Raw genomic sequence first — 23,601 nt, 5'->3', positions numbered from 1 at the left:
GCAGGCTGGAAGTTATATTGGTCTTAAAAAGATTTTATAGCCTCCAAATTTCTTATTTATTATACTTTTCTTCGCTATTATCAACAGGAGTATTGGGATCATTCATCACCATTTTGGCAATATCATCTTTTCTCATAAAGACTACGCCTTGTTTTTCTTTGGTATATTTGATGAATTCCTCCATAGCATGCATCATTGCAGGTGTTCCACCAATTCTGTCATGAAAGCTGATACTCATCATTCTTCTTTTAGAAGCTCCTTCTTCATAAAGGCGGTCAAACTCAAATTTCAATTGTGCCAAAAACTGATCAGGACTCCAGTGTTTCCCTTCAATATTGACAATATCATTGTTGCGAAGGGTATAAGGAATGACGACAAAATTTTTCCCTTTTACTTTGGTAACAAAAGGTTCATCGTGGCTTAAGTCATCTATATGATACAGAAAGCCGAGTTCCTGTAACACTTTAAGGGTGTTGGGGCCCCTTCTCAGCCAATTGCAATTATAACCCACCGCTTTCTGTCCAGTAATTTTTTCAACAACATCTACACCTTGCTTCACGAAATTCAGTTCGTCTGCGTAATTTTTATTCCATTGATTGTCCCAGGCAATACCATGAGCTGCAATCTCATGCCCTCCGTTTGCAATAGCTTTGGCCACTTCAGGATATCTTTCTGCAGCTGTTCCTACCACATGAGAAGTTACCTTGATATCATATTTTTTCCATAGATCCAGCATCCGGTAAATTCCTTCATTTCCTCCATAGCGGTACCAGCTTTCTGCCGGAAGATCGGGTTGTCCTTTGGGAAGGGGAGTTCCACTGAAAGGACTCTCAGCACCCTCAGGCTGTCCTCCTGTTTCAAACTGCATAGAGACAGAAATAACCAGTTGAGCCCCATTAGGCCAGTATTTTTTGTTTGAAGTCTGTGTTTCATGCTCAGTTTTTTTCTGTCTTTTATCCTTATCATGACGATCAGAAAAGGACATCAGAACGATTGTTGAAGCAAGCAACAATACGGATTGTTTTATGTATTTCATTTGTAATGGATTGATAGGACAAAATTGATCAATAATCTATCCGTATATATTGTAATAATTAATGGTAAATTTGTAAAAATCCATTCTTTCATGAAACGAATCGTCAATTTCAACTCTTTTAATGTTTTCAGTATCGAAAAAGAAATTTGGGATGTAGAGTATCACAATCATAACTTTTATGAACTGATTATTATAGAAAACGGAAAAGGATTACATCATCTCAACAATATTACTTTCCCTTATAAAAAAGGAGATGTTTTTCTTCTCAGACCCAGTGATGGGCATGAATTTTCCATTACAAGTAAAACACGCTTCATCTATATAAAATTCACGGAACAGTATATCTGGGAGAACCTTTTATCTCATAAAAAGAATGAACTAAAAAAGGTTATTCAACTTTTGATGGAAGACCAATCTTTTGTTTATGAATCAGTGATCAAGTGTAAAACGGATAGACAGCACCTGCTGCAGCTGGCCCGGATTCTTTTGTATGAGTTCAGCCATAAAAACACATATAATAAAGAGATTACCTCCGATCTTTTTTCAAGCATCATTACCATTCTGATCCGAAATACGATGGACAATAGCACCACCAAAAACTGGATCACACAAAATGTAAGCAGAATTGAAAGGATCTTATATTATATCAATGTGAATGCTTTGGATGCGGATAAAATGAAAATTGAAAACCTTGCCAGAGAATTTATGCTTTCCCCGAATTATATCAGTATTTACATTAAAAAACAGACAGGTTTTTCCATACAGCAGCATATGATGCAGCATAAAATAAAAACAGCGGAAAAACTTTTACTCCAAAGTCATTATAACATCACTGAAATTGCAGATAAACTGGGGTTTAATGATGCCAGCCACTTCAATAAAATTTTCAAAGGGTATAAAGAAATGTCTCCTTCCGAGTTTAAGAAGAAATCAACATCAAAGTAATTGGTTAATAAGTATATGGAGCAGAAATTCAATTTATCTTTTGATACCAATCGCGCTTAATGCACTGGAAGTTAAAAAGATATCATCAAAAACAGTAAGTGATTCTACATCATTGAATCCTGAAGGGATCAGGTCACTTTTATTAAAAGACAGTTCGATAGAAGGATCATAAGAAGCAATGATACGCACTTTTGAATAGCCGTTATAATCCACTTTAAAACCTTCAAACATACAGTTCTGTTCAGCCTTCTGGTATTCGCCGTATTCTTCAAACCCCGCGATATCATCTCTTTTTCCATCATTATGATCAAGAGATTTCCATTCAGCATAATTTTTAGGTTCTTTCAGGACATTTCCTTCACGGTCTACGGGAACAAACATTCCAAGAGTCAAATTCTTCTTTAAAAAATTGGCGTAGTTATTCATCAGATTTAAAATCTGAAGATCGGCATATCCTTCGTGTGAATAATATTCAAGCACGAAAGTGGTCATCGGAATCAGCTTATGAGAAGCATCAGTCGGCATAATTAGTATTTCCTTTTTTGGCCGATAAAAATAGTATTTTTATTTGCGTTACCCAACGGAAGCTTGTGAATAGGATGGAATTTATACCCATTCTGAATAACGATAACTTTAGGACAAGCTCTCTTTTTTCAGTATTTTTGAAGGAATAACCATACAAACAATAACAAATCCACCTGCGAAAGACATGAAATTTTTCGCGAATACAAATTACAATATGTTGAATAAGATACTATTGGCAGCCGGAATCATTCAGTGCTGCTTTTACAATATCAAGGCCCAGAGCGCCGGAGCACATCCGGTCTATACCTCAGAATGGGGACATCTCTATCGCGAAAATGGAAATACTAAAGATCTTTTAGGAATATTTTCTACAGAGGCTCCTGTTTACCTGTTAGATTCTACGCAAACACAATATAAAGTGCAGGTGAGTAATGGTGATATTGGTTTTATAGACCACCAGCCTTTGCAAAAGACCATGCGTGGCAAAAAATCTTCCGGAGAACCGGTTCAGTATTTTTATCGGGGATCACAAGGACACCAATGTCCGCATTTTTATATACAGGTGTCTGAACTTCGTGTACGGAAAGCCCCTACAACAGAAAGCACGGCAACACGAAGGGCTGCTTTAAATGAGATGGCCTGTATAGATTATGTTCCTTTATATCAGGATGGCTGGGTGTATATTGGAGATCATTTCCACGAAAATCCTGAATATATCCAAATGAAATATCTGGGTAGTGAACTTACTTACGATAAAGTTCTGAAAGAATATCTGGCAGTGAAAGGCAAAAACAAAGAAAAGGAACTCACTCAGGTTGGAAGATTGCGTGAAATTGCATGGCTGGAAGAGAAAAACCTTAAACAAGCTTTACAATATTGGAAAGAATCATATGCAAATGCAGGGGTAGAAAATCCCAAAATAGATATCAACTTTGAAATCCTTTTGGCGGATCAATTTGCAAAAAAACCTGGAACAGAAGCTTATGAAAAAAAGCTGAAAGCCCTGAATATGCATTTCATATGGAAGGATACCCAACTCTTTGACGGGAAAATTACAGATGCACAGATGAAACAACTGGAGATGCAGAAAGCTAAAGATATTCCCAATATGCCGGAATGTGGCTGGGAGCCACAATATTTTTATAAAAACCCTAATATCATTGTTGCTTTTGAAGAATATAAAGGGAAAGTTTCCGGGAGTATTTACAAAATGTCCTTCAGCAATGGAGAAGCTTTGGTTTTGGGAAATGAGCGTATGGATTCCAATTATGATGAAAAGAATTTTGTAACCCGTTTTGGTGATATGCTTTCTGCCCGATGGATTTCTTCCCCACATGAATATCAGATTCAGAATGGGGATGCAGGACTCTTTATTTTCACTTTTAAAGATGGAAAGCTTTTCAGCTACGAATGCATGTTTTATTGTTAAATAAATGTTTAATCATCCTTATCAATAGAAGCGGGCTAAAGTCCGCTTATTTTTTGTTTTCAATAAAGGCTTTAACCACTACTTAGCAAGTATTAAGTTTTGGCTGAATCCATAGGATTTTATTCTTATTATTAAAACGGGCTAAAGCCCGTTCCTAGTGAATATGTACAATTATTAAGAGTGAAATTTTCAGATGATTTATATATCAATAGAGGCGGGCTTCAGCCCGTTTATTTTATTATTGTTCACAACAAAGGCTTTAGCAAAACTTAATAAACAGATGTAATTTTCCTACAATCGTGATTAAGTTTTAAAGCTGTATCTTTACACTACCAAACAAAATATTACAATATGTCATTTATAACACCGGAAGGAGCCAGGAAGGCTCAGCTATCCCTTGCCGAAAGAGCACCCGTTGCTCATGCCGTTCTCTCAGGAGCAGAGAATATCTCGAAATATAACAGTGGAGTATGTCATGATGTGGTTGCCTATGCTTTGTATATGCGCGGAGCCAGGATCAGTCCTTCTCAACTGGCAGAATCAGCCGGACAAAAATGGTTAACTCTATTTAATTATCCGGCAGGAGAAAAATGGGACGGATATTCACCTATTCCTGCAGGAAAAGCGATTGGTTTCTACAGACTTATCGATAAAACTTTTTTTCATTCAGCAATTACCACAGGAAATGGAAATGAAATAAGATCTGTTAATGGATTTTCATTAGGATCTGCATGGTCTGTACCCGTAGATATGAAATGGGTATTAGGTAAAAAGAATTCTGACGGCACTTTCAATTATGACGGTACCAAAATAGAAGTATACATCTCTTCTTTATAACAAGAGTCTAAAAAGTAAAAAGGCAGATCATCAACTTTGATTTTTTGCCTTTTTACTTTTTATATCTCTAGGCATCAGCACATTTTGGGCAAATTCCGCTGATAATGAAGTTATACTCCTGCGCAATAAAATGCTCAGGTAAACTGATTTCCGGAATCGCATTTTCTATGCAGGTTACAGAATGACATTCCTTACAATTGAAATGAACATGATTGTGAAAATGCTGCTCATGTGTACATTTTCCACTGCATTTTGCAAAATTCACCACTCCGTCAATATTGACGATCTTGTGTATAGCCCCTTCATTTTCAAGCCTTTCTAATACTCTGTAAATGGTTACTCTATTGCAGAGATCTCCCAATTTTTTCTGAATATCAGAGTGGGTAAGCGCTATATCTGAACCATTAATAAGGTTTAAAATCTCAGTTTTAGCATGGGTGTTTCTAACCTGTTTCATATTTTAATGCAACAAAGTTGCGTTATTTAAATTTTTATCTATACTTTTGCAACAAAGTTACGATAAGAAAATTAATCCCATACTATTATGAAATCAAAAATTCTTGATGCTGTAGGAATCTCCGCTGCTGTTTTATGCCAGATTCATTGTATTATCTTTCCATTATTACTGATTGTTCCTTTGGGAATATCGCATAACCCTTACATCGATCTGGCTTTCCTTTGTATAGGTGCTGTGGTTGTATTCCGGGTAACTAAAAAAATGGAAAGCCGCTGGTTGAAATTTTTATTTTGGATATCTGTGAGCCTTATTTTCATCTCTGTACTCACAGATCTGATATTTGAGATTCATATTCCTCTGATTTATGTGGGAGCTGCTGGTTTAATTGCAGGTCATATCATCAATTTTAAAAATCATAAACATTAAGATACATGACTAAGAAATTACCTGTAACAGTACTCAGCGGTTTTTTGGGAGCTGGCAAGACCACATTACTGAACCACATCCTTCATAATAAGCAAGGCTTAAAAGTAGCTGTAATTGTGAATGACATGAGTGAGGTCAATATTGATGCGCGCCTTATTGAAAATCAAAATACACTTTCAAGAACAGAAGAAAAGCTGGTAGAAATGAGCAACGGATGCATCTGCTGTACACTTCGCGAAGACCTGATGGTAGAAGTAGAACGTCTCGCTCACGAAAATCGTTTTGATTATCTCCTGATCGAAAGTACCGGAATAAGCGAACCCATTCCGGTTGCCCAAACCTTTACTTATATCGATGAAGAAAGCGGTATTGATCTTTCCCGTTTCAGCTATGTAGATACAATGGTTACGGTGGTTGATTGTTTCAACTTTATGAAAGATTTTGGGTCTAATGAACTTCTGACAGATCGTGACCTTACTGATATGGAGGGAGATTACAGAACCATTGTCAATCTTCTTACGGACCAGATAGAGTTTGCCAATGTTATTATTTTAAACAAAACAGATCTTATCAATGTTGAAACACTTGGCTTTTTAACAGCTGCTATAAAGAAATTAAATCCTGATGCTGCTATTCTTCATTCGGAATTTGGGAAGATCAATCCACAACAGATCTTAAATACCCAGCTCTTTGATTTTGATAAAGCACAGTCTTCTGCCGGCTGGCAAAAGGAATTACAGGCTGAACATCATACTCCTGAAACGGAAGAGTATGGCATAAGTTCTTTTGTATTTAGAGACAAAAAACCTTTCCATCCTGTTAGACTATGGCAGTATCTTACTCATCATTATCCGGAAGGGGCCATCAGAGCGAAAGGCTTGTTTTGGCTGGCGTCGAGACCCGATGATGCCTTGAATTTTTCTCAGGCAGGAGGTTCTTTCCGTCTGGAAAAGGCAGGTGTCTGGTGGAGCAGTATGCCGATGCATCAGAGAGTCCAGTATTCTTCTTTTGAAGAAAATCAGAAATTCATTGAAAGCAGATGGGATAAAAATTGGGGGGACAGAATCAATGAACTTGTATTTATTGGTCAGAACCTGGATAAAGATCAAATGTTATCCGACCTTCAAAGCTGCCTTATTAATGATCAGGAAAAAGAGCAGTTTGATAAGAAACAGGATTTTGAAGATCCTTTTCCAGAGAATATTTAAAATTAACCTTTAATTAATGCAACAATGTTACGATAAAAATCTAAATAGCATACCTTACAGCATTATTTTTACAGCAATATGGACAGAAGAAAATTTCTAAAAGGTTCAGCATTACTTTCAGGGTTATTGACCTTATCACCATCAGATCTCTGGAGTTTTGGGAGGAATATTGAAAAACCGCATGCCGGAAAAGCAAAGAATATCATCTTTATGGTAAGTGACGGGATGAGTCTCGGGACCCTCTCTATGGCAGATTTGTATTCCCGTAATATTTTGGGAAAAGGAAGTAACTGGATGAATCTGTATCAGGAGAAAAAAGTGACCCGTGCTCTGATGGATACAGCCTCAGCCAGCTCTATTGTCACAGATTCTGCGGCGGCGAGTTCAGCTTTCGGTGGTGGAATAAGAGTTAAAAACGGAGTTCTGAACATGGGAGCCAATGGCGAAAAGCACCTTCCCATATGGCAGAAATATAAAAAAGCAGGGAAAAAAGTAGGCTGCGTGACTACTGTAACCATTACCCATGCCACTCCTGCAGGTTTCTGTATAAATTCAGCCAAAAGAAATGCAGAACCTCAAATAGCAGAAATGTATGCCGAACTTGAACTGGATGTTTTGTTAGGAGGTGGAGATGAATTCTTTAATCCTGCAAAAAGAGAAGACAAAAAAGACCTTTATTCCGTCTACAGTAAAAAAGGATACAGAGTTCTGAAGACACAAAATGACTTGAAAGAAATCAAAAAAGGGGAGAAGCTCTTAGGAATTTTTAATGCAGGTGCTTTACCTTATAGTATTGACAGAGCTCATCTTTCGGAATACAAAAACACACCCACTCTTGCCGAAATGGCAAAAACGGCCATCGATCAGATGAAAGAACACCCCAATGGTTTTGTTCTTCAGGTAGAAGGTGGAAAAGTAGACTGGTCTGCGCATGCTAATGATGTAGCCGCACTCATCCATGATCAGCTGGCATTTGATGAAGCCGTAAAAGCGGTAATGGATTTTGCAGAAAAAGATGGAAATACTCTGGTAATCATCACAACAGATCATGGAAATGCCAATCCGGGAACCATCTACGGAAACGATGCAACCAAGAATTTTAACAGCATTTCAGAGTATCAATACACCAATGAATATATTCTGAACAAGATTCAAAAAGAGTATTCGATGAAAGATATTAAAGACTGGATTTATGAGGGCAATAAAATTATTCTGAATGATGATGAAGCCAGGCATCTGATGAGCTTTTATAACGGACTTGAAAAAGAGGATGCTGGGTTGTATAATTATAAAAAACTGCCTTTCAAACTCTATTCAGAAATACAGAAAAGCAGAAATTCTGTAGGATGGATCAGTATGGATCACTCCGGAGATTATGTGGAAGTAGTAGCCTATGGTCCTGGAAATGAACTTTTACAACCCTTTATTAAAAATACAGATTTGCATGATTTGATGCTGAAGGCATCTCCAATATAAACGACACAATATTTTTCATATTCATATTTTACATTTTTAACAGGTTGAGGAAGCAGAGTGAATAAAATTCACTCTGCTTTATTTTATATTAACCAATGTAAAAGAGAAATAGGAACCATTGAGCCAATCAATGTGACTCCTATGAAGAAACGGCAGTTGATTCTGGGCAAACTGATTCCGTTTTGGATTGTTGGTATGACTGTTATTGAATTCTTCTATCTGATTGCTTTGCAGTTGTTCTGAACAGTCTTGCGATCTATAACAAATTAAAATGGGTGGAATTAAATTCCACCCATTACAAACATATTTTCCATAGTAGGTACTGTACTTCCGCCTTCTTTTTCAAGAGTAATTGCAAAAGCCTGAGCTTTTGATATACTGGCCAAAGCAATCCTACTGTCTTTATCCTCAGTGTACATTCCTGCACTTACCGGTTTTCCATCTTCAATAGCCCAAAGCTGATACTGCATTCCAGTAGGAGCTTTAGGAAGCTTTTCTGCATTCAGATAGACTTCTTTTGTTTTTTTATCCCAGAAAACCATAGCTTTTGCATCCGTATGCTTTTCTACTCCTTTCAGCATCACCATCTGCATATCAGGATTGGAGAACATATCAAGCTTCTGATTCATTTTTTGCATTTCCCGATTCTTAGCCTGTTGATCTGCAACCAGCAGAGACATTTCCTTTTGATTGTCAGATTGAGTATTCATCCAGAATAAATTTCCGGCAACACTCACAAGGAACAATACGGAAGCCGCTATTGCATAGGTTTTCCAATGGGTATTTCCCTGAATATTCTGCCTGTCTGTGCTAATTTCTGTCTGATCTTTTGCTTCAGTAATATCCGCCGAAAGAATAGGAGATACTTCTTCAACAATTTGTTCCTGTTGAATTTTGTTCCAAATCTTAGATTTCAAATCTCTTGGAGGTGTTATAGCCTGTGCTGTAGCAAGACTTTCCAAAGTTTTTTGTGCTTCTTCAAAAGCCGTTTTTACTTCAGCATTATTCTTCATCACACACTCCAAAATCCCTGCTTCCTCAGGAGAAGCATGGCCTAGAATATAAGATTCTATAATTCCGGATGATATGTATTCTTTAGTGTTCAATTTATTGATAATCTTTTAACAAATCTTTTAATTTCATCAATGCATTACGCATTTTCGTTTTTACCGTTCCCAGCGGTATTTTCAGTTTTTCGGATATTTCATGTTGGGTATATCCCTGATAATAAGCAAGATTTATAAGCTCCTGCTTGTCTACTTCAAGGCCTTCAAGTACATTATTGAATCCGATATAATCGGAAGAATTATTGGTTGTTGAAAGCTCTGCAGTATTATATACGAAATCGGGAAGTGATTGGTTTTTAAGTTCATTCTGGAATGCTTTCGATTTTAAATAATCGATGGCTGTATTCCTTGCAATATTGATCATCCAGGTATAAAATCTCCCTTTAGAGGCATCGTACTGATGAATAGAGTTCCATATTTTAACAAAAACATCCTGAATAATTTCTTCTGTATATTCTTTAGACTGAACGATTCGAAGAATAATCCCGTACAGCGCACCAGAATAGTGGTCATACAGATAATGAAAACCATTTTCGTTTTTTTCTTTTAGTAAAACGATAAGTTCTTCTTCAGAATAGGTTGTTTTAATAGCGTTTATTTTTCTTTCCAAATGTAATAAAATAAAACATATTCCCAAAAAAATCCGCATCAACTTTTATTTCGTACATGATTTTAAGAAAATAATTAAAAAATAGTCAATATGAAAACATTAGTTTCAAAAACCATACTTGCCTTTTGCTTTACACTATCCTTAGGGACCTACAAAGCACAAAGCAACCTTTTTAAAATTAAAAATCCCTATTACTCCCGCACCGCAGAAAATACGCTGAAAGTAAGCAATAGTGAATGGAAAAAAATTTTAAAACCCGAACTCTATCAGGTTGCCAGAGAAGGAGCCACAGAAACGGCTTTTACCGGGAAATATAATGAGTTCGATGAAAAAGGCACTTATTATTGCGCTGTCTGTGGAAATGCTCTATTTATTTCAACTTCCAAATTTGCAACCACCTGCGGATGGCCTTCTTTTTATCAGCCTATTCGTAAAAACAGTGTCAAATACAGAAAAGATACTTCTTATCATATGGAACGTACAGAGGTTCTGTGTGGCAGATGTGATTCTCATCTCGGACATGTTTTTGATGATGGCCCAAAACCCACAGGAAAACGTTTCTGTATGAATTCTGTCTGTCTTGAATTTGTTCCTGGTAAAAAATAATACGCTGATTTATAGTACTTTAAAATAAGTTTTGCTTTTTTTCAATCTAAAACAAAACCAACCTCGTAAATGACATTAAAAGCACAACTAAATATAATTAATTAAAAAATAATCACACAATGAACACACAATCAAAAATCACAGTTTTAGCAATGGTAGCTTTATCATTTGCTTTCAGCGGAAAGGTAACTGCACAAACGATGAAAGAAAAAACAGTAATGGTAGGAGGAGCTCCTATGTATCCTTCTAAAAATATCATTGAAAATGCTGTCAACTCCAAGGATCATAAAACTCTTGTCGCTGCTGTAAAAGCTGCCGGTCTAGTAGAAACATTACAGGGAGCAGGACCTTTTACAGTGTTGGCACCTACAGATGCTGCTTTTGCAAAACTTCCGAAAGGAACAGTTGAAAACCTTGTAAAACCGGAAAATAAAGCTATGCTTACTTCCATATTAACGTATCATGTTTTGTCTGGAAAATACAGTGCTAAAGATATATGGGCTGCTGTAAAAGCAGGAAACGGAAAAAGCATGATGAAAACAGTACAGGGTGAGGAGCTTACTTTCTGGACAAAAGGAAAAGATCTTTATATAAAAGATGCCAAAGGAAACAGCGCAAAAGTAACCATTGCTGATGTGAACCAATCTAATGGGGTTATCCATGTAATAGATACAGTTTTAATGCCATAACAATTTGTAAGATTTCAAACAGCATATTTCAATATGCTGTTTTTCTTTCTTTTATTTATCCTAACACTAAAAAATTAATATTATGAAAAAACCAATTCAGGTTTCTAATCAGGGAGTAACTCTCGATACCAGCAGAAGAAACTTTTTAAAACTAAGTGGAGTAGGATTGGCTGTCGCAGGTCTGACTTTAATAGGCTGTGATGACAATGATGATTTTCAGATTATAGAAGAATCCAAGTATGATCTTGGAACAGGAGATGTAGGAGTTTTAAATTATGCCTACGCCCTTGAGCAGCTGGAAGCAGATTTCTATACGAAAGTGGTGAATAATTTTTACACAGGAATTTCCAGCATTGAAAAAGAAGTTTTTACAGATCTCTATCATCATGAAGTGATACACAGGGATTTTTTCAAAGCAGCGATAAGCGGAGCTACAGATCATGTGCTTCCTAAGCTGGAATTCCAATATCCTAATGTGAATTTTAATGACCGAAACTCGGTGCTGGCTACTGCGAAAGCATTAGAAGATACTGGGGTAGCAGCCTATAATGGTGCCGGAAAATACATTACCAATCCCGCTTACCTTGTCATTGCCGGTAAAATAGTTTCAGTGGAAGCAAGACATGCTTCTGCAATCAGAAATCTAATCAATCCCGGATCTGCTGACTTCTCAGGAGATGATGTCATTGATGCTAACGGACTTGATCTGGCTAAAGAGCCTAAAGACATTGTAATGGCTGCCGGAGCATTTATCAAAACACCTTTTACCTGGAAAGAAAGAGGGATCAACTAATCATTCACCTTAAAAACTCACATTATGAATATTCTTAGATTACTGGATAAACTTTCTTATGATAAGTTTTTCACAACAGAAGCTTCAAGGCTGGAAACCATTACGAATATGTCATTATTCGGAAAAAAAGCAGCTACAGCAGCGGTGCCGCTTGGTTTGGGAGCGCTGATGGCTACTCCTGCCAAAGCAGAAACTACAAAAACATTAACAAGTGCTGCGCTAAAAAGTACGCTGACAGATGCTTTACAATTGGCATTGGTACTGGAATACCTTGAAAATGAATATTACAGCATAGGATTATCTACACCGGGATTGATTCCCAACGGTGACAGAACTGTCTTTATGCAGATCTCAAAACATGAATCAGCTCATGTCAGCTTCCTGAAAAGTACCCTCACTTCTTTAGGAACAACTCCGGGGAATAAACCTACTTTCGATTTTACAGCAGGCGGAAATTTCACCCCTTTTACAAGTTATAATCAATTTCTTATTCTTGCTCAGGCTTTTGAAGATACCGGAGTAAGAGCTTATAAAGGACAGGCCGGAAACGTCATGTCCAATAAAGTAGTGCTTCAGGCTGCCTTACAGATTCATTCCGTTGAAGCAAGACACGCTTCACAGGTAAGAAGAATGAGAGCTAATAAAGGATGGATTGAGCTTGCCGATGGGGGAAGCATGCCTTCAGCCACCAATCCGGTTTATGCTGGAGAAGACAATGTAAACCAGGCAGGTTACAATACATCAACTTTATTTGGTGCAGCAGCAGGTTCTGCAGCGTACGACGAAGTTTTAAGCGGTAGCGATGCACAAACTATCGCTTCCCTGTTCATAGTTTAGTTGTGATTTGGATGATGTAAAGTGGTGTGTCCATTTCCGGAGATGCCCCCGGAAATGGACTTTTCAAAAAAGATCATTCGTCAGGCCTTAAAAAAACACATAATCAACTGCTTCAATTCACCCGAATTCATACTTAAAGTACCGTATCTGATGATACGGTACTTTTTTATTTTTATACTGGAAAGGTAGAGGAATAATAAATAAAGGTTTTATTGTTTACTTGTAATCGCTTTTTATATGATATAATATCGTAATTGGGGTTAAAGTTCTGGTGAGATTTTTATACGAGAAGTTCTGTCGTTGTATAGAGATAATTTTACATCAGAATAACGCAGACTTTACTCCATCATAAAGAAGATTTAATTATTAATAGTATGATTTACAGCAAACTGCATTAAGTTGATTTTCGTATTTCAAAAACTATTAAATTCACACGGGTTCAATAAACTAATTACTAACTCAGAAAACAACAACACAGGAATGAAAAAATTCTATACCGGTGCATTTACTGTATGCACTGTCTTGGGCATCTCTGCCCAGGAAGTGGTATGGCAGAAAGATATCAAATCCTCTACTCAGGATTTTCTAAGCCAGGTCACCACAACCATCGACCAGCAGTATCTTATTACTGGAAGCTCTATTCAAAGCAATAAGCAGCAGACTTCAGGAAGCAAACAAAACAATGGCTATGATTTCCATTTGGTCAAACTCAACCAGCAAGGAAATGAAGTCTGGGAAAAATACTTTTCCGGACAAAATCATGATTATTTATCAGCTACAGTTACCACGCAGGAGGGTGGATTTCTCTTAGCCGGAACCTCCTATTCAGGAAAAGGGCTGGATAAAAAAGAGGATTCCAAAGGAGGATCAGACATCTGGTTGATTAGAATCAATGAATTCGGAGATGAACTATGGCAGAAAACGTTGGGAAGTTCTTCTGATGAAGAATCTAGAGCTGTGATTCAATCGACCGATTTAGGATTCTTTGTTGCCGGAAATGTACAGAATACTGCAAGAGGTTACGGTTCCAAAGACGTTTTGATCACGAGACTGGATAAGGATGGAAAAGAACTTTCACAATTAATTTTAGGAGGAAAAGGCTTAGACGAAGTCGAGAAAATGATTCCAACAAAAGATGGTGGGGCTTTATTGGGAATCTACTCCAGAAGTTCCGAGGTTCGTGTTTCGGGATCTGAAACTAAAACCAGTGAAACCACTGCCACGAACCCCGTATCCCGCATCGCAAAATCCACGGATAACTTCGGCGAAGGCGACTACTGGATTGTAAAGCTCGATAAAACCGGAAAAGTAGAATGGGAAAAGAACTTTGGTGGGAAAGGGGATGATCATATCAGAACACTGGCTTTAACTTCAAATGGTTTCATCATTGGTGGCGAATCCAGATCAGAAAGATCAGGAAACAAAACCGTAGGCATTGAAGAAGGCACAGACTTATGGTTGATATCTTTAAATGAAAGAGGTGATGAGCAGTGGCAGAAATCCTACAACTTCAAGAACCGTGATATTTTGATGGGAATGAGTGTAATTCAGAGTCAGGATGCAAGATCCAAGAATCAAGACTTTACAAAAGGAATATTGTTGGGAGGTTATACTCAGGCTGAAGGAAGGATACAAACCGATGATGAAACCTTCTGGATGCTGTACTTGGATCAAAATGGCAATGAACAATGGAGAAAACATATCATCGGAGAATCCAGAAAGAAAGAAGAAAGACTTTCCGATTTAAAACTCAACAGAGATGGTTCGATTGTTTTGGCCGGAACCAGTGCAGAAGAATTGGGAAAAGAGAACTGGAAGATTGTAAAACTGGGTGATAAACAGGTTGACCAGTTGATCGAAAAATACGATATCAAGATCTATCCAAACCCAGTCTCTGATTATGCTTACGTAGAAATCGGCTTTGATTTCAAGGATGCTGATATTCTATTGTATGATATGAGCGGAAGACAGCTGCAAAGTATAAAAACCAAGAACAGAGTGACTAAGATCAATACCCAAACTTTGATTCAGGGAGCTTATCTGGTGACGATAAAAACGGATACCAATAAAACAGCGAATGCCAAATTAATCAAGAAATAAAACACAATGAGAAAAAAATATTTAATACTGCCATTGTTTTTCATGCAGTATTTACAATCACAGACTACAAATTCAAATCCAGCTTCAGCAAGCAGTCCGCTGGATAATATCAAACAAATTTATCCGGCTGCTCCCACTGCCAATAGTTTAATGAAATTTGAAGAAGTTCCTGTAAGCTACTATACAGGAATCCCGGATATTAAGATCCCACTTGCAGGCATTCCAACAAGTGATTCTAAAATTGCTATGAATGTTTCCTTAAATTATCACCCTCTTAATGCAAAACCTCTTGAAAAATCCGGAGAAGAAGGATTAGGATGGAGTCTTTTTGCGGGAGGAACCATCACCAAAACCATAAGAGGAAGTGCGGATGACCGTAATTTTGAAGGCGTTGAACAAAGGGTAGGAATTCTTTATGATGAATATAACTATGCAGGAGCCCACACCAATTATACAAGAAAATATCTGGATGAATTAGCTGTAGGTGGGGTATATCATACGGATCAGTATAAAAGACTTTTATTTGATGCCTTATTTTTTAGCCGATATGATACGGAGTACGACCTTTATCAATACAATTTTATGGGTTATACCGGTCGATTTATCATTAAAAAATCTTCTGACAATAATTTATATGTTAAAAAGTTAGATAAAAATAATCTAAAAATTGCCATAGGTTCTACTAACCCTAATAACGCATTAGAAGTGGCATCTTTTGTAATTCTTGATGAATATGGAAATAGTTTTACTTTTGATGTATTAGAGAGAACTCAAAGATCAAGTATATCTAATAAAATAGGATATTATGATTCGTATCAAACCAATTTAAAAGATTCTGGTGAAAGTACTACGGCTTTTCACCTAAGTAAAATTGCAAATACATCCAATACAGAATTGGTAAAGCTGGAGTATTATCCTCCTTCTGAAATCCAATATACTGATCATTCCAATATAAGTAGAAATAAGTTGGCAAGTGAAGATGTAAACACTTTGCCTGTAGCAACGACTTTCGATAGCCAGATGCCGGCTTCTTCCGAAACGAACACGATAACAAACAATACATTTGTTCGAAGTTTAAAAGAAATAGAAATACCGGGAAAAGGGAAAATTAATTTTACTTATCTACAAGGAAGAGAAGATTCAAACTATGGTCTGCCTCAGCAGCTGCAAAAGCTAGATAAGGTTAAAGTTTTTGATGCATCCGGAAAGCTATTGGAAACACACCAGTTATCTTACAGCTATTTTACTTATAATCTAGCAGGAGTAAATGTACCTAACAAAACGTTATCACTCTCCAAAGTAACAAAGTTGGATTCTTCTTCCAATAAAGAATATGATTATGTATTGGATTATACATCCAATCCACAGGATCGTAAGCTGGGAATAGATTCATGGGGGTGGTTTAACTGTCCTCGTCCTAATGCTAATCCTCTTTTGGCAAAATACGTTTCACCGGATTGTATCAATGTGAATATCCTCAAAAGCATGAAGCTCCCTTCAGGAGGTCTAAGGACTTTCGATTTTAGAACCAATACGTATTCATCTGATCATTTGGGAGCACCTATTACCAATTTTGATGATAATATTGAAAACTGGACGTATAGTGATGTGAATAATGTTACATTACAGAGTACTTTTTTTGATTCTGCTACTTACAGTTTAGGAAAGATTCTTCAGAATAAAATATTGGTGCTGGAAAGCGGTGAAATTTTAAGCAATGCCGATAACATCGGGTTTTTATTCTTAGAAAAATTAAACCTGAATCATGAGTTGGTACAGTCATATGGTTTAATTGGGACAAATTCAGAAATCAACTTAGAAGGCGGATATTTTTATAGAATTAAATTTACATGGACGAATTCAAATGATCAGGGAACTGCTCTCGTTAATTATTCATTTAAGACCAAAAATCCTGTACAAAAGCAATGGCTTAACGGAGGGGGTATAAGAATTAATGCGATCAGTTATTATGACAATCCAAATGATGCCACTGCTCAAAAGAAAGTTACCTTTTCTTATCACAAATTTGCGGATTCAGGAAAGAGCAGTGGTGCTCTGGTGTTTCCCAAACCTTTATTGACTTATCAGTATGGATATAGTAATAAATTCGTTTCGGGTTGTGGAGGGATGTCAATAGGATTCTGTCAATACCCTTATGCCAATGAATTTGCAATCTATTCCTCTCAGAGCTTTCTTCCTGTTCAGAAAACGCAGGGTTCTGATGTAGGATATCAGAATATAACGGTTTCAGAAACGGATAAAGGTAGAACAGAATATTCTTACACTTCACCTATTGATAAGCCTAATCCTGATTCACACTATATCAATTTTGAGCTACCTCCATTTCTTCCTGTAGATAACTACGATTACAAAAGAGGATTATTGACAAAGGATGAAAAAAAGGACAATACGAATGTAAGCCTGTATAAAAAAGATACAGAATATACGATCTATGATTCAAGAATTCTCACAGGGCTTAATATAAGTTACATCAGTTCACCTTACTCAGAGTATTTGTATGCAGGTCATTTTAACTCCTATGAAAATTATTATGCAGGCTGTATACAAGATCAGGGATTAAATGCATTTTGTGATAACCGTACCAATGTTAGCAGCATGATGCGCATTCTTCCGGTGGAAGAGATTATAGGAAGAGCAAATCCTACCCATTCTGAGACTATAGAATATTTTAACGGGAAGACTTTAAAAACAGTTGAAGATATTACGTATAATACCAGAGATTATCCCATAAAGCAAAAAGCTACTTTTGCAGATAATACAACCTCGGAAACTACTTCCAGCTATGCTCATGAGAAAAATGATCAGCGGCTTATCAACGCCAATATCATAGGGATTCCGTTACAGACAATCACCAAAAAGGATAACGTCGTGGTGTCAAATGTGGAAACGAAGTATGATAGCCCATTGAACTTATTTCCAAGCTCTGTAGTATCTACTGATTTACAAAATGTTATTTCTACCGAAGTTACGTATGATCAATATGATTCCAAGGGAAATCTTCAGCAATACGCCACAAAAGATGGTATTTCAACGGTTATTATATGGGGCTATAATAAAACCCTTCCTATTGCTAAAATCGTAGGGATCACCTTAAGCGAAATTCCTGAAGCCATCATTACTGCTGTCGTCAATTCGTCCAATGCAGATGCTGTCAATCCGGCCAATGAATCTGCTTTAATAAATGATTTGGTTACTTTCAGAAAAGCCATTGAGGCTGTTCCAAGAAGAACTCCTCAAATTATCACCTATACCCACGACCTATTAATTGGGGTAACCAGTATAACCCCTCCATCCGGAATCAGAGAAAATTACATCTATGATTCAGCAGGCCGACTTGAAAAAGTGATCAATATGGATGGCAAAGTGTTGAAGGAAATGAAATACAATTATAAAAACTAAACCGATGAAAAAAATCATAATCCCTATAGGAATCCTTATCATGGGAACTGCCAAGTCCCAGCTTTCCCAGCTTCCCAATACAGAAAACTATGTTCAGACCAAAACGTATCTTGATTATAACGGAGCCTCCGCCACAAAATCTTCAGAAACGGTTCAGTACCTGGACGGATTGGGAAGACCCAAGCAAATAATCAATATAAAAGCATCCCCGCTAGGAAAGGATGTAGTAGTTCCTATTGTATATGATCAGTTTGGGAGGCAGATAAAAGACTATCTTCCTATTCCTCAAAGTGGTACATCCAATGGAACCCTTGTTTCTGATCCTTTTAGTAATGTAAGCAGTACTCCGTATGGTACGGAAAAGATTTACACAGAAAAAATAATTGAAAACTCCCCTTTAGATAGGGTTCTGGAGCAGAAGCAAGTGGGTAATGACTGGAATACAAAACCTGTAAAATTTGGCTATGACGTTAATACTACAGGTGATAAAGTAAGGAAATTTGGAGCTCCCACAACCCTTGCCAACGGAATTACCACATCAACCATCAGTAATGATGGAATCTATGGAGACTTTCAGCTGTATAAAAATACGGTGGCTGATGAAGATGAAAATAAAACGATTGAGTTTAAAAACAGCAGAGGTCAGGTTGTATTGGTCAGGAAAGTGATCAGCGCTACAGAAAATGCCGATACCTATTACGTTTATAATAAATATGATCAGTTGGCTTTTGTGATTCCTCCGCTTTTGTCCCAATTAGCCAGTTGGGGAACACCTGAGCATGACGCATTAGCCTATCAATACCGCTATGACGGAAGAAATAGACTGGTAGGAAAAAAGCTTCCCGGTAAAGGCTGGGAGTTTATGGTGTATGACAAACAGGATAAGCTGGTGGCAACTCAGGATGCTGAATTAAATACAAAAGGACAATGGCTGTTCACCAAATATGACGAGCTTGGAAGAGTAGCTTATACAGGAATCAGTACCGGAGGAACAAGAGCAGAGGAACAGACTAAAGCAGAAACATTTGGATTCAATAACGTTAACAGAACGGGTACTGTAGGTCTTTCCGGCCAGGGAATGGATGTATATTATGGAAATAGAGACTTTGCATACCCTCAGGGTTCCTCTATCGTTAGCCTGCTATCTGTAAACTATTATGACACCTATCCGGGATACAATTTCAATCCTGCACTTCCTGCCAATACAACAGATATGACTGTTTTAACGGATACCTCTTCTGCTGATGGAAGAAGTACCAAAGGCCTTCCTTTGATGAGCGTGGTAAAAAATATTGAAGACGATAACTGGACCAAGAACTATACTTATTATGACAACAAAGGAAAAGCCATTGGAAGCCATTCTATCAATCATTTAGGAGGGTTTACCCGAACAGAATCCAAGCTTGATTTTGCGGGTTTATCAAAACAAACCATTACCAGACACAAGCGGTTAGACTCTGATACGGAAAGAGTGATTACGGAAACTTTTGATTATGATGATCAGAACAGATTATTGGTTCATAAGCATCAGATTGACAGCAATCCGGTAGAATACTTGACTCAAAACAAGTATAATGAAATTTCCCAGTTAGAATTTAAAAAGGTAGGAGGAATTGCAGCGGCTTCTCCACTTCAGCAAATAGATTATAAGTATAATATCAGAGGGTGGCTGACTCAGATCAATGATCCAGCCAACTTAGGAAGTGATCTGTTTGGGTATAAGATTAATTATAACAAAGTAGAAGGGTTGGAAATTCCTAATGGAGATTATCCTAATCAAAAGGTAAAACCGAAATACAATGGAAATATTGCTGAAGTATCCTGGAAAACCCTTACTGAAGATAATGAACCTTTAAAAAGGTATGGATATGCTTATGATCCATTAAACAGGCTCACGGCAGGCTTTTACCAAAAAGATACGAATCCCTATGCTAAAGAGTATAATGAGCTTCTGGCTTATGATGTAAATGGAAATATTTTGAATCTTGTGAGAACTGAGGGGTTGCTTCCGGGAGCTAATACTACTTTAATGATTGATAATCTAAAGTATGATTATGTAGGGAACAAGTTGGTGAAAGTTACTGAGCTGCAGCAGAACCCATCGGGTTATCCTTACTCATCAACTCCTAATATAATAGGATATGATAATGATACCGGAGATGGAAACGGAAATATGATAAGTCATCTTGATAAAGGGATTTCATCAATTCAATATAATTATTTAAATTTACCTAAAGAGATTACCCAAAACACCAATATCACCCAATACACCTATAGGGCAGATGGAGTAAAGGTTAAGAAGCTCTTTGGAGATTTAGAAACGAATTATTTGGATGGATTCCAGTACAAATCTACCAGACCTTCAGAAATGTACGGAGTAATAGATCCTAATGAAACCCCTGAGGTGATACTGAGAATTGTCCCAACAACAGAAGGATATTATGATGCACTGTTGGATCAGTATATATACAATTTTACAGACCATTTAGGAAATGTAAGATTAAGTTATACTGATACCAATAAGGATGGTATAATACAACCAAGGCAATATCTATCAAGAGTCTGTGACAGACCGAGACATGGTAGTTCTCCGATATGTTTTAATGTTTGGAAACCTGGTGAAATTGTAGAGACAAACAATTATTATCCTTTTGGATTAATACATAATTATACAGAGACAACGCAGAATGTATATCAGTATAAGTACAACGGGAAGGAGCTTCAGGAGACAGGAATGTATGATTATGGAGCAAGATTCTACATGCCGGATATTGGAAGATGGGGAGTAGTTGATCCGTTGGCGGAACAATATCGTAGGTTTTCACCTTATAGTTATACTGTGAATAACCCAATCAGATTTACTGATCCTGATGGAATGCAAGTTAGCCCTGTTCAAGAAAAGATGCAAAATACTATTTCTGCAGAAGATGGAGAAGATAAGTATTTGTTTAAAAATAAAAAGGGTGAGACTGTAAAAACAGTAACGGTTGACACAGGCGATGATACACCTAATAGGTTGTTTGTTCAGGATCCTAATGCTAACGAAAGTACCAAAAATAGAAAAGAGTTTCGTCGAGGATATTTTGTAATGAAAATGATTCCTTCTTCTGAATATTCTGAAGAAGATTATCAAGCACAATTAGAACTTGACTCAAATAGTCAATTTGACTTAGATAGAAATAGCTATATATGGGGAGATGGTGTAGAGTATAGCGATAATGCTTGGTATGATCGACTAAAAGAAAGCCTTAGTGACGACCCAGTAACAATAGATGACATAGAAACCGTTATAGAGAGGAGAGGCTCTTTAAAATGGGGAAATGAGGCAGAACATAAAAAAGGTGCAAAAAATAGTACTAAAGGGACACATGAAAAAGGTCAAGAAAGAAAAAGTAGAGATAAGGAAGGTGAAAAGAAAGATAACCCCAAACAAATGCCATATAGAAGAAAATAATGGAAATATTAAACATTAAAATTAGTCGTTTTCCTGAAATAATTAAAGGGGTAAAATTATATGAAAATGAGAAATTGTTAATAATTTTATCAAATCCAGTTGATTACATGTTGGATGGGATATTTTTTATTAATAAAAAATATATAAAAAATATAGAAAAAACTAAGGATTTACTTAGCTTGGTTATTTTCAAACATAAAATAAATGTCGATAGCTTTATTGGTTATAAATCCTTTGATACGATTTATGATACTATAAAATACCATTATAATCAATCGAAATTGGTCGAACTAACGTTAGAAAGTTCTTCTTACTCTATAATAGGAAATATTCAACATATTAATGAAAAATCTTTTTTTCTTAATATGCTAAGTGTCAAAGCAGAATATCTCCAAGAGGAAAAATTTGAATATGACAAAATAAGAATAGTAACCGTAAACAGTGATTACTTAAATTCTTTAGAATACTATCTTAGTATAAGTAATAATTAATTTGAAATATAAATAAAATGATTAGAAAACAAATAGCTGTGTTATTTTTTTTAATTGTTCTCTATCTAATTGGACGTTTTTCCCATATATTAGGATATAGGATTATCTTATTATTTATATTGGTTAATATTATATGGATAATAATATCATTATTGAAAAAAAAATAATGCCTCCTTGCTACCATACAATTATATCGTGTCGCAGATTGACTAGTCCTGAAAAAGGTTGACTAGTTTAATATTTCAAATATACTTAAATCAGAGTAGGAATTTTCCTATTCTGATTTTGTTTTTCATATGTACTTGGCTAGGGATGTTATAATTCAGGGAAAAATGAGGTCTTAAATTATTGTAATAATAAATTGATTGGTCAAGTTGCTGTGAGAGACTCTTAAAGTCTTCAAAAGTATCAATCAATCCAAATTCATATTTCAAAATGCCGTTTACTCTCTCTGCTATAGCATTTTCATAAGGATCCGAGTTTTCTGTCATACTGATAAGGATGTCGCTTTTCTTTAATATTTCTGTATATTCTTTACTGCAATACTGCAGACTTCGGTCTGAATGATGAATTAAGGAATGTCTGTATACCCGGCTATTTATGGCTTGCTTTAATGCTTTTAATGTGGAACTGGTTTGTAAATTATCACTCAATTCATATCCTACAATTTTCTTTGAATACGCATTGGTAATCAAATGAAGATAATAATTTTTATCTTTAGTCTTCAGATAAGTAATATCTGCAACCCAGACTTTTTCTGAACATTGCAACTCTTTCTCTTTAACAATATTGGGGTATTTCTTCATCCAATGTCTGGAGTTTGTTGTTTTAAAGTAACTGTGCCTTCTGGGTATTAAAAGATAATTTGCCCTTAAAATCTTAAATAGCTGATCTCTTCCTATACGAAGGTTTTCCTTTTCGAAATCATTTTTAAGTAAGAAATAAAGTTTTCGGGTTCCTATTTTAGGCATCTTTTTACGAATTGACAATACCATTGCCAATACCTTCTCATCCCCCCCGCTGGCGCATTCTATGACAAAAAGCAAATAAAAAGTTTAAAATTTAAGCTACAAATTTATAAGTATTTACAAATGGTGTATTACGGAATATTACAGCAAATGCTCGGCTTATAATTTTGCATTTCACATTATTTATAATCAGGAGGGAATGTTTTCCTTCCTGTTTTTTTCTTTCA

The 23,601-nt window shown here is 36.4% G+C and carries 20 protein-coding genes; 14 read left to right on the top strand and 6 right to left on the bottom strand.

Translation table 11 applies throughout. The annotated features are described in order from the left end of the window. Positions 1-52: 52 nt before the first annotated feature. Positions 53-1,036, bottom strand: a complete 984-nt coding sequence (locus C1634_RS18215; protein ID WP_109738890.1) for a polysaccharide deacetylase family protein — start codon at positions 1,034-1,036, stop codon at positions 53-55. Positions 1,037-1,126: 90 nt separating this feature from the next. Here C1634_RS18215 and C1634_RS18210 point away from each other — a divergent pair, with 90 nt between their 5' ends. After that, on the top strand, positions 1,127-1,981 hold the full coding sequence (locus C1634_RS18210) for an AraC family transcriptional regulator (RefSeq protein WP_103233445.1): 855 nt from the start codon (positions 1,127-1,129) through the stop codon (positions 1,979-1,981). 33 nt (positions 1,982-2,014) lie between these two features. On the opposite strand, the gene C1634_RS18205 is transcribed toward C1634_RS18210, so the two are convergent. Next, positions 2,015-2,506, bottom strand: a complete 492-nt coding sequence (locus tag C1634_RS18205; protein ID WP_109738889.1) for a hypothetical protein — start codon at positions 2,504-2,506, stop codon at positions 2,015-2,017. 214 nt (positions 2,507-2,720) lie between these two features. Between C1634_RS18205 and C1634_RS18200 the strand changes: the two genes are divergently transcribed. Then, positions 2,721-3,935 (top strand): hypothetical protein, encoded by a 1,215-nt coding sequence (locus tag C1634_RS18200; RefSeq protein WP_109738888.1) that lies wholly within the window; start codon positions 2,721-2,723, stop codon positions 3,933-3,935. Between the two features lie 351 nt (positions 3,936-4,286). Continuing rightward, positions 4,287-4,772: a hypothetical protein gene (locus C1634_RS18195; protein WP_109738887.1), complete on the top strand. Its 486-nt coding sequence runs from the start codon at positions 4,287-4,289 to the stop codon at positions 4,770-4,772. 67 nt (positions 4,773-4,839) lie between these two features. On the opposite strand, the gene C1634_RS18190 is transcribed toward C1634_RS18195, so the two are convergent. Beyond that, positions 4,840-5,229 carry a Fur family transcriptional regulator gene (locus C1634_RS18190; protein WP_034697950.1) on the bottom strand — a complete coding sequence of 130 codons (390 nt, stop codon included), beginning with the start codon at positions 5,227-5,229 and terminating at the stop codon, positions 4,840-4,842. A gap of 87 nt (positions 5,230-5,316) precedes the next feature. Between C1634_RS18190 and C1634_RS18185 the strand changes: the two genes are divergently transcribed. From C1634_RS18185 to C1634_RS18175, 3 genes are all read left to right on the top strand, one after another. Then, positions 5,317-5,655 (top strand): MerC domain-containing protein, encoded by a 339-nt coding sequence (locus tag C1634_RS18185; protein ID WP_103233450.1) that lies wholly within the window; start codon positions 5,317-5,319, stop codon positions 5,653-5,655. Positions 5,656-5,660: 5 nt separating this feature from the next. Then, positions 5,661-6,863: a GTP-binding protein gene (locus C1634_RS18180; protein WP_109738886.1), complete on the top strand. Its 1,203-nt coding sequence runs from the start codon at positions 5,661-5,663 to the stop codon at positions 6,861-6,863. A gap of 78 nt (positions 6,864-6,941) precedes the next feature. Then, positions 6,942-8,339: an alkaline phosphatase gene (locus C1634_RS18175; RefSeq protein WP_103233452.1), complete on the top strand. Its 1,398-nt coding sequence runs from the start codon at positions 6,942-6,944 to the stop codon at positions 8,337-8,339. Positions 8,340-8,620: 281 nt separating this feature from the next. Here the strand turns inward: C1634_RS18175 and C1634_RS18165 are convergent, their stop codons facing one another. Continuing rightward, a complete protein-coding gene (locus C1634_RS18165) occupies positions 8,621-9,445 on the bottom strand; it encodes an anti-sigma factor (RefSeq protein ID WP_103233454.1) in 825 nt (274 codons plus the stop codon). A 1-nt stretch (position 9,446) separates the two neighbouring features. After that, on the bottom strand, positions 9,447-10,016 hold the full coding sequence (locus C1634_RS18160; RefSeq protein ID WP_228410106.1) for an RNA polymerase sigma factor: 570 nt from the start codon (positions 10,014-10,016) through the stop codon (positions 9,447-9,449). 90 nt (positions 10,017-10,106) lie between these two features. On the opposite strand from C1634_RS18160, the gene msrB reads away from it, so the two are divergent. The 8 genes from msrB (at position 10,107) to C1634_RS18120 (ending at position 22,406) form a co-directional block, all read left to right on the top strand. Next, a complete protein-coding gene (msrB, locus tag C1634_RS18155; protein ID WP_103233455.1) occupies positions 10,107-10,622 on the top strand; it encodes a peptide-methionine (R)-S-oxide reductase MsrB in 516 nt (171 codons plus the stop codon). 119 nt (positions 10,623-10,741) lie between these two features. Further along, entirely contained in the window at positions 10,742-11,311 is a 570-nt protein-coding gene (locus tag C1634_RS18150) for a fasciclin domain-containing protein (protein WP_103233456.1), read from the top strand. An 82-nt stretch (positions 11,312-11,393) separates the two neighbouring features. Next, positions 11,394-12,104: a ferritin-like domain-containing protein gene (locus tag C1634_RS18145; RefSeq protein WP_103233457.1), complete on the top strand. Its 711-nt coding sequence runs from the start codon at positions 11,394-11,396 to the stop codon at positions 12,102-12,104. A 24-nt stretch (positions 12,105-12,128) separates the two neighbouring features. After that, positions 12,129-12,941, top strand: coding sequence for a ferritin-like domain-containing protein (locus C1634_RS18140; RefSeq protein ID WP_103233458.1), 813 nt, complete (start codon positions 12,129-12,131; stop codon positions 12,939-12,941). A gap of 480 nt (positions 12,942-13,421) precedes the next feature. Beyond that, on the top strand, positions 13,422-15,041 hold the full coding sequence (locus C1634_RS18135; protein WP_109739007.1) for a T9SS type A sorting domain-containing protein: 1,620 nt from the start codon (positions 13,422-13,424) through the stop codon (positions 15,039-15,041). A gap of 6 nt (positions 15,042-15,047) precedes the next feature. Then, positions 15,048-18,461, top strand: coding sequence for a hypothetical protein (locus C1634_RS18130; protein WP_123921508.1), 3,414 nt, complete (start codon positions 15,048-15,050; stop codon positions 18,459-18,461). Between the two features lie 4 nt (positions 18,462-18,465). Then, positions 18,466-21,915: a DUF6443 domain-containing protein gene (locus tag C1634_RS18125; protein ID WP_109738884.1), complete on the top strand. Its 3,450-nt coding sequence runs from the start codon at positions 18,466-18,468 to the stop codon at positions 21,913-21,915. Then, complete coding sequence (locus C1634_RS18120; protein WP_109738883.1) at positions 21,915-22,406, top strand: hypothetical protein; 492 nt, start codon at positions 21,915-21,917, stop codon at positions 22,404-22,406. Before C1634_RS18125 ends, C1634_RS18120 begins: the two co-directional genes overlap by 1 nt. 257 nt (positions 22,407-22,663) lie before the next feature. On the opposite strand, the gene C1634_RS18115 is transcribed toward C1634_RS18120, so the two are convergent. After that, a complete protein-coding gene (locus tag C1634_RS18115) occupies positions 22,664-23,452 on the bottom strand; it encodes an IS3 family transposase (RefSeq protein WP_394337106.1) in 789 nt (262 codons plus the stop codon). Between the last annotated feature and the right edge of the window lie 149 nt (positions 23,453-23,601).

This window comes from Chryseobacterium viscerum (assembly GCF_002899945.2).
Taxonomy (GTDB): Bacteria; Bacteroidota; Bacteroidia; order Flavobacteriales; family Weeksellaceae; genus Chryseobacterium; species Chryseobacterium viscerum.
This window is presented reverse-complemented; position numbering and strand designations above follow the sequence as displayed.